This window comes from Paenibacillus whitsoniae (genome assembly GCF_003955665.1).
Taxonomy (GTDB): domain Bacteria; phylum Bacillota; class Bacilli; order Paenibacillales; family NBRC-103111; genus Paenibacillus_E; species Paenibacillus_E whitsoniae.
Window position 1 is genome coordinate 70,466 of record NZ_RXHU01000050.1, and the last position, 7,412, is coordinate 77,877.

The window sequence follows — 7,412 nt, forward strand, 5'->3', positions numbered from 1 at the left end:
GGAGAGGAGAGACGCGTATATGCTGTTCTATTTGATTTCTCTAATTGTCGTGTTCATTGATCAACTGACCAAAATCATCGTTCGCCTCCATGTGGAGATGGATGAAACGCTGACTTTCTGGGGGCAGCCGATTACGCATATCGAGAACAGCGGCATGGCGGGCAGCTCGTTTCAGGGGTATGCCCGGCTATTTGGCATCGTAGCTGTCGTATTTGTCGCCATTGTGCTCTATTACCGCCGAAAAGGCAGCATTCGCGGCAAGCTGAACGACATCAGCCTAGCCTTTCTGGTTGGCGGCGCCGCCGGGAACGGAATCGACCGGCTGCTGTTCGGGCAAGTGACGGATTTTCTCGTCTCCCGTTCCGGCAAAGGCGTGCTGAATATGGCCGATCATGCGATTGAGCTCGGTATCCTGCTCTTTGTGCTTAATGCTGTCGTCCAGTACATCAAGGAGCGGTTCTACCGCCGATGCTCCGCCTAATGTGAACAAGGAGATACACAGCCTATGCTAACCTCGATGCGTACAGAACAACAGATGATGACCTTGATTCTGGACACCGCAGAACAAGACGAGACCATTCGCGCCGTCATTTTGAACGGCTCCAGAGCGAACCAGAACGTCACGAAGGATACGTTCCAAGACTTCGACATCGTCTACGCGGTGGAGAGTCTGGAACCTTACCGCCACAATCCCGCGTGGATCGATCGCTTCGGCGAACGTCTCATCCTGCAAATGCCGGATGAGACGCACATCGACCCGGAGGCAAGCCCCCCGGAGGAGCAGGAGCGCATCGTGTACCTGATGCAGTTCAAGGACGGCAACCGCATCGATCTGACGCTGATGCCGACTGCGAATGCGGCCTATTATCAAAAGCTCGACAGCCTAAGCATTGTGCTGCTCGATAAAGACGGACGGATCGGCGAGGTGCCGCCGTCGAACGACAGCGACTACCACATCCGCCGGCCATCCGAAAAGGTGTTCCGCGACAACTGCAACGAATTCTGGTGGATATGCCTGAATATCGCCAAGGGACTGCGGCGCGAAGAGCTGTCATACGTCATGTTTATGTTGGAGAGCATCAACCGCAAGGTGCTCATCCGGATGCTGGAGTGGCGGATCGGCGCGGCAGCGGGATGGGGAGTGAGCGCGGGCAAGATGGGCAAGTATTTCAAGCGCCACCTCTCCCCTGACGACTGGACGCAGTTCCAGGCGACATATGCGAGCGCCGATTATGCGCAGATGTGGCAGGCGCTTTTTCAGATGTGCGACCTGTTTGGTCGTGCGGCGAAGGAAGTCGCGGAGCGGCTCCATTTTACCTACCATCAAGAAGAAGAGGTGAACGTCATTACGTACCTGCATGAGGTGCACGGGCTGTGTGATAATAACAAGTGAACGGTTCACCGAAGCGCCCTTGAATGATGAGAACCTGCAATTTGTACATGAAAACGTGAGGCGGGACGTGGAAATAGAGCGTTTACCTGCATAATGTACATGAAAATTCCCTCATTCCGCTGAGAAACGGAGCGAATTCTCTCATTTCCTTACAATTAGATGTAAGTTTTACAGGTAATCCGCCATTTTTTCGTATTTCCAGCAAATTTGCTGTGCTTTTTGCAGGTGTGGACTGGGGGCGGCACAAGCAGACAAAGAAGAAGCCCAAGCGACCTTCGCTAGGGCTTCTTTCAGCGTACAGCAGGTAATTCCCGAAATGGCTCTATGTCATCCGAACAGGGAGTTACGTGTTCCCATAATAAGCGGCCAGCGCGTGGAACGCTTTTTTCGGCTCCCAAGGGAGGCCGGGATAGGTACGCCCGGTGCCCTCAGGCAGCGAGGCAATGACACTATAGCTGGCGGTGTCCAGGTTGTAGGCGGATTCTTCCGTGTACGGATACAGCGGCATGACGAAGGTGAACCAGAAGGCGCCAGCGACATTTTCCTCATTGAAAATGTCCAGCAGCTCCGTCATGTACGTCACTTGCTCTTCCTCGTCGCGGACGATGCCGCTTTTCAGACGATGAGGCTCGCTCGATTGATCGATGACGGCCCAGCCGTAGCCGCCTTTGTCCGAGGCGCCGTGGTACGTGCAGCAGCCAAATTCCGTCACAACGACGGGCTTGCCGCTGCCGGAGACGATTTTGCGCAATTTGTCCCGGAAGAAGCGGCGGTTGATTTTATCCCGGTAGTAGTCCAAACCGACAAAGTCAAACGGCGTCCAGTCGACGTTCTCCCAACTCCCCGAGGCGTAGGTGAGCGGGCCGTGAACGTGCCTCCGAATCTCGGCCGTCGCCGCCCCGAGGAACGCGTTCAGCCGTTTGTGAAACGAGCCGATTCTGATCGTGCTCATGATGAGCCGCCAAGGCTTGAACATCGTTTGGAGGCGGTCGAGAGCCGTTTCACCGGCGATCAGCCCTTTCATGAACAACGGCAGCTCGCACCCGACGATAAATACGAGGTTCCCATGATCGGCGCACAGTTTTTCGGCGGCTTGGGCGCACTCGCGCAGGTAGGCGAGATTTTCACCGAGTAAAAATGTGCCGAGCTCGCTTCCGTAGGTAAGTGACAAGGAATCGGGTATAATAGAGGAAAAGCCAGGAAGCAGCTTCAAAAAGGAGTTGGTCTGCGATGAACACGTCCAAATACGATAAATATTTTTCGCCCGACGGCTTCTGGGCCAAGCTGGCGAAAGTCGCCAAAACCGCCGGCAGCAAAGTCATCTATACCGGACTACTGCTCTTCTACGCGCTGGACAGCCCCAAAACGCCGCTGCGCGCGAAAGTGCAAATCTACGGGGCGCTCGGATATTTGATCTTCCCGCTGGATGCGATTCCCGACCTGCTGCCGCTTGTCGGCTATGTCGACGACCTGGGCGCGCTCGGTCTCGCCCTCGCCGCCGTCGCCAAAAACATCGACGACGATGTCCGCCAAAAGGCAAAGAACAAGCTGCGCGATCTGCTCGGCGAAGAAGCGGCCAGCTCCAAGGACATTATCGACATTGACGGACAAGTCGTGACGGAGCAAGCGAAAGGCGGCGAGTCTGCGTCGGAAGAGTCGGGCGCCCATAAGCGATAGTCAACGTGCTGCCAGTCGCCGCTAAGCCAAGATCCGAAGATTTTGGAAGAAGTCCATGAAATAATGAACGCTGCCCACACCGATCTGTCCGTACAATGGCAGCAATGACAATACGTGTGGAGAGGTGTGGAGAGGATGGACTTTCATAGCAAGCTGCTACCGGTTCCAAGAAGGGCTGTTTTCAAACTGGAGGGGTATCATACCTGGTGTCCGACTGTGGTTAAAGCTGAAGACGGGCGGTATCATATGCTATTCTCGTGCTGGCCGGAGGAAAGTGGGCATCACGGCTGGGTGTCGAAGTCGATCGTCGGTTATGCGGTCGGAGATGATCCGCTGGGGCCGTTTCAGTTCCAGCATTTCGTGATGGAAGGCAGCGGACAAGGCTGGGACGCCGATGTGATTCATAATCCGACGCTGATTGCTTACGGGGGCAAATATTACTTATACTACATGGCCAACTACGGGAACGGTGAGTATTGGGATCACCGCAATCATCAGCGGATCGGGGTTGCGGAAGCCGATCATCCCGGCGGGCCTTGGCGGCGCAACGAGCAGCCCGTCATTGAGGTAACGCCGGGAGCATGGGATCACCTGGTTGTGACCAATCCGACGGCGACGGTTACGCCGCAGGGGAAGGTATTGATGGTATATAAAGGCGTGGGCGAAGGGCCGCTGCCAAAAGGCGGGGCAGTTGTGTGCGGCGTCGCCGAAGCCGACCACCCGCTGGGGCCGTTCCGCAAGGTGGCCGGGCCGATCATGGTGAACCCCGATAACGACTGGTCGGTGGAGGATCCTTTTATCTGGTCGCAGGGGGATCGTTTCTATGCGTTAGTAAAAGATTTTCAGGGGTATTTTACGCGGACGGGGGTTAGTTCCGTCGCACTTTTCGGGTCACAGGACGGCATCAACTGGGGACCGGCCGACCAGCCGTTGGCGTTTCTGCGCCAGATTGCGTGGGAAGACGGCACCGTTCAGCCTGTCGATGCGCTGGAAAGACCTTCCCTGCTTTTCGAGAATGGCCGGCCGACGGTGCTGTATTGCGCTGTGGGGGTCGATCCGCACAGGGACCTGTCTTTCAACGTCGCGATTCCGCTTCAAGCATAATACGAAAAGCCCTTTCTTTGACTGCCGCCATCAGGTGCAGTACGGGAAAGGGCTTTGTTGTTGGTGCATAAGCGCCATTTACTCGCAGTATGTCAACCAGCCGAACTGATCCGGTCGCGTACCTTCCTGAATGCCGGTGATCTCCAGGTACAAGCGCTCCACAAGCTCGCCGGTCTGTCCGCCGTTGATTTCCATGCGGTTGCCGTTCCAGAGCAGGCTGCCAATTGGGGACACGACGGCGGCCGTACCTGTGCCGTAGGCTTCTTCCAGCGTGCCGTCAGCGTGCGCCTGCACGATTTCGTCGATGGACACTTTGCGCTCGGTGACGGGAATGCCCCAATTGCGCAAAAGATGAATGATACTCGAACGCGTGATGCCGTCGAGGATCGAGCCGCTGAGGCTCGGCGTGACGACTTCGCCGCCAATCTTGAAGAAGACGTTCATCGAGCCGACCTCTTCGAGGTACTTTTTCTCAATGGCGTCGAGCCACAGCACCTGCGCGCAATCATGCTCTTTGGCAAGCGTCTGCGCCTTGAGGCTGCCGGCGTAGTTGCCGGCGACCTTGGCGTTGCCGGTGCCGCCGAGCACGGCGCGCGCGTAGTAGCTTTCAACCAGAATGTTCACCGGGTGCAGCCCTTCTTCATAATAAGCGTCCACTGGCGACATAATGACGATGAACGAGTACTGCGCTGACGGACGAACGCCCAGCATCGCCTCGGTGGCGATGACGAACGGGCGGATGTAGAGGGAGGAGCCTTTTTTCGCCGGTACCCAGATCTTATCCAGGCTGACAAGGGTACGAATTGCTTCCACGACGAACGCTTCGTCGATGGTCGGGATGCTCAGGCGCTCGCTGGAGCGTTGGAGTCTTTTGGCGTTTTGCTCCGGACGGAATAACGCAATTTCCCCGGATACGGTGCGGAAAGCTTTCATCCCCTCGAACACGGCTTGCCCGTAGTGGAAAATCATCGCCGCCGGGTCATGCGAGATCGGACCGTAAGGCACAATGCGCGGATCGTGCCAACCGCGGCCTTCGGTATAATCCATGATAAACATATGGTCGGTAAAATGGCGGCCAAAGCCGAGATTTTGCGCCAGATCGGGCATTGTTTTGCGTTGGGAAGCTTTTTCAATGGAGATGTTGCCGTACATGGGATAACCACCTTTTCGTCGTAATATTCCGAAATTGATTTATCCTTAACTATAAGAAAAACGCATTCATTGATCAATTCCAATTTATCAATTATTATCATAGATAATAACTATGGACGGAGGGAGCGGCTTGGATTATCGATTGTTAGTGTATTTTTTGGCGGTGTGCGATGAGCTGCACTTCACCAAAGCCGCGGAAAAGCTCGGCATCTCCCAGCCGACGCTCAGCCAGCAGATCCGTCTGTTGGAGGATCGGGTGGGCTCACCGCTTTTTCAGCGCATCGGCAAAAAGGTCTATCTCACCGAAGCGGGCGTGGTGCTGCAGAAGCACAGCCGGAATGTTTTTCACGAGCTGGAGCAGGCGCAGACGGCGATGAATGAGCTTCAGGGGATGCAGCGGGGGCGCCTGCGGATCGGCTGCTCCGGCAATCATTTACTGACGTCGACGATTATGTCGTTCCATGCGCAGTATCCGAATATCGAGCTGTCGGTGACGGAGCTGGCGACGGAAGAGACGAAGGAGCGGCTGCTGAACAATCGGCTGGATGTGGGCGTCGTCTTTTTGCCGGAGGAGGATGAGCAGCTGCACTGCATTCCGCTGTATACGGAGCGGTTGGTGCTGGCGGTGTCGGACCGGCATCCTTTTGCGGTACAAGGCGTGAAGGCGATCAAGCTCGAGGAATTGGTCAAGCTGCCGATCGCCATGCTGCCCGGGAAGTTCTATGTGCGGCATATGATCGAAGATTGCTGCAAGCGCGCCGGACTGACATGCAAGCCGATCGTCGAGATGTCGACGCTGGAATCGCTGCTGCAAATGGCGAGGCAGAACGTCTGCGGCGCAATTGTTCCGCAATCGTATGTGACGCGAACGGATGTGAACAGCGGAGCGGAGCAGTGCTGGACGCTCGCGATCACGGATCCGGTGCCGCAGAAGGACGTCGGCATCGTCTATCGGCGGGATCTATTTATCAGCCGCACCTTGGATGCGTTTGTAAGACAGGTGACGCAGGATTTTCAAGATGCGATGACGCGGTATGGCGAGAGTACGAATGAGGGGTAGCGACATGAAGTATGTGTATGTATTTGCCTGCCATGAGGACGAGCAGGCGTTATGTGACATGGAGCTGCGCGCCTTGCTGGGCGCAGATTCGGTGATCGGCGCGCGCTACGCGGTCAGCGCGCGCAAGGTCGAACCGAGCCGCAGCCCGTTCGTGAAGCTGCGGCTGGCGGTGGAGCTGGAGGCCGGCAGCTTGGCGGAGCTGGCCGCTTTGGTCTCGGCGCACCCCGTGACGGGTGCGACGTTCAAGGTTGTGTTCGCGCCGACGGGCGAGCCGGTCCTGTATGACCGGCAGCGCGAGATTGAGCGCGAACTGGGGCGTCATCTCCGCGGGCAGGCGGAGATGCGACGCCCGGCGCAGTGGTTCGCCGTGACCGCGCTGGGCGGCCGCTGGCTGTTCGGCGACTGCGCCCACGGCGAAGCCGTCTGGCTGCAGCATCAGCAGAAGCCGCAGAATTATTCCACCGCCCTCCCTACGCGCATCGCGCGGGCGGTGGTGAATGTGGCCGTGCCCGATGCGGCGGGCACGCTGGTGGACCCGTGCTGCGGCATCGGCACGGTGCTGATTGAGGCGCTGTCGATGGGCATCGACAGCGTTGGGTTTGATTTGAACCCGCTGGCCGTGCGCGGCGCGCGGGTCAATCTGCGCCACTTCGGCTTGCCGGAAGTGGTGGGGGTGTCCGACATGCGGGCGCTCGCGCCGCATGGGGGTTCCGCGTCGGCCGCTTCGTCGAGCGCGCCCGCAGCCACCCCCTACGACGCGCTCGTCCTCGACATGCCGTACAACCTATGCTCCAAGCTGCCGGAGGCCGAGGCCTTGGAGATGCTGGAGGCGGCGCGGCGGCTGGCTCGCCGGGCGGTCATTTTGACGACGGAGGAGATCGATCCGCTTTTAGAGAAGGCCGGGCTACGTATCGTGGATCGCTGTCTCGCGCATAAGGGTCGGTTCTCCCGCCAGGTCATCGTCTGTGAGCGGGCATAGATCGATGGAGGTGCAAGTGGAGGGAGGGCTTGCTGTCTCTTATACAC

The 7,412-nt window shown here is 57.5% G+C and carries 8 protein-coding genes; 6 read left to right on the top strand and 2 right to left on the bottom strand.

Annotation, left to right across the window (positions count from 1 at the left end; all coding sequences use genetic code 11):
- Window positions 1-19: 19 nt before the first annotated feature.
- Window positions 20-481: a signal peptidase II gene (gene lspA / locus EJQ19_RS17405; protein ID WP_126142512.1), complete on the top strand. Its 462-nt coding sequence runs from the start codon at window positions 20-22 to the stop codon at window positions 479-481.
- 36 nt (window positions 482-517) lie between these two features.
- Window positions 518-1,393: an aminoglycoside 6-adenylyltransferase gene (locus EJQ19_RS17410; protein WP_126142524.1), complete on the top strand. Its 876-nt coding sequence runs from the start codon at window positions 518-520 to the stop codon at window positions 1,391-1,393.
- A gap of 343 nt (window positions 1,394-1,736) precedes the next feature.
- On the opposite strand, the gene EJQ19_RS17415 is transcribed toward EJQ19_RS17410, so the two are convergent.
- Window positions 1,737-2,606, bottom strand: coding sequence for an abortive infection protein (locus EJQ19_RS17415; RefSeq protein WP_126142513.1), 870 nt, complete (start codon window positions 2,604-2,606; stop codon window positions 1,737-1,739).
- A 17-nt stretch (window positions 2,607-2,623) separates the two neighbouring features.
- On the opposite strand from EJQ19_RS17415, the gene EJQ19_RS17420 reads away from it, so the two are divergent.
- Together EJQ19_RS17420 and EJQ19_RS17425 are read left to right on the top strand one after the other, a co-directional pair.
- The gene (locus EJQ19_RS17420) at window positions 2,624-3,070 is read left to right on the top strand and encodes a YkvA family protein (RefSeq protein WP_126142514.1); all 447 of its coding nucleotides are present in this window, start codon (window positions 2,624-2,626) and stop codon (window positions 3,068-3,070) included.
- A gap of 135 nt (window positions 3,071-3,205) precedes the next feature.
- On the top strand, window positions 3,206-4,174 hold the full coding sequence (locus EJQ19_RS17425; RefSeq protein ID WP_126142515.1) for a glycoside hydrolase family protein: 969 nt from the start codon (window positions 3,206-3,208) through the stop codon (window positions 4,172-4,174).
- A 78-nt stretch (window positions 4,175-4,252) separates the two neighbouring features.
- On the opposite strand, the gene EJQ19_RS17430 is transcribed toward EJQ19_RS17425, so the two are convergent.
- Window positions 4,253-5,326, bottom strand: a complete 1,074-nt coding sequence (locus tag EJQ19_RS17430; protein WP_126142516.1) for a branched-chain amino acid aminotransferase — start codon at window positions 5,324-5,326, stop codon at window positions 4,253-4,255.
- A gap of 130 nt (window positions 5,327-5,456) precedes the next feature.
- On the opposite strand from EJQ19_RS17430, the gene EJQ19_RS17435 reads away from it, so the two are divergent.
- On the top strand, window positions 5,457-6,386 hold the full coding sequence (locus EJQ19_RS17435; RefSeq protein WP_126142517.1) for a LysR family transcriptional regulator: 930 nt from the start codon (window positions 5,457-5,459) through the stop codon (window positions 6,384-6,386).
- Window positions 6,387-6,390: 4 nt separating this feature from the next.
- The gene (locus EJQ19_RS17440; RefSeq protein ID WP_126142518.1) at window positions 6,391-7,365 is read left to right on the top strand and encodes a TRM11 family SAM-dependent methyltransferase; all 975 of its coding nucleotides are present in this window, start codon (window positions 6,391-6,393) and stop codon (window positions 7,363-7,365) included.
- Window positions 7,366-7,412: the final 47 nt, after the last annotated feature.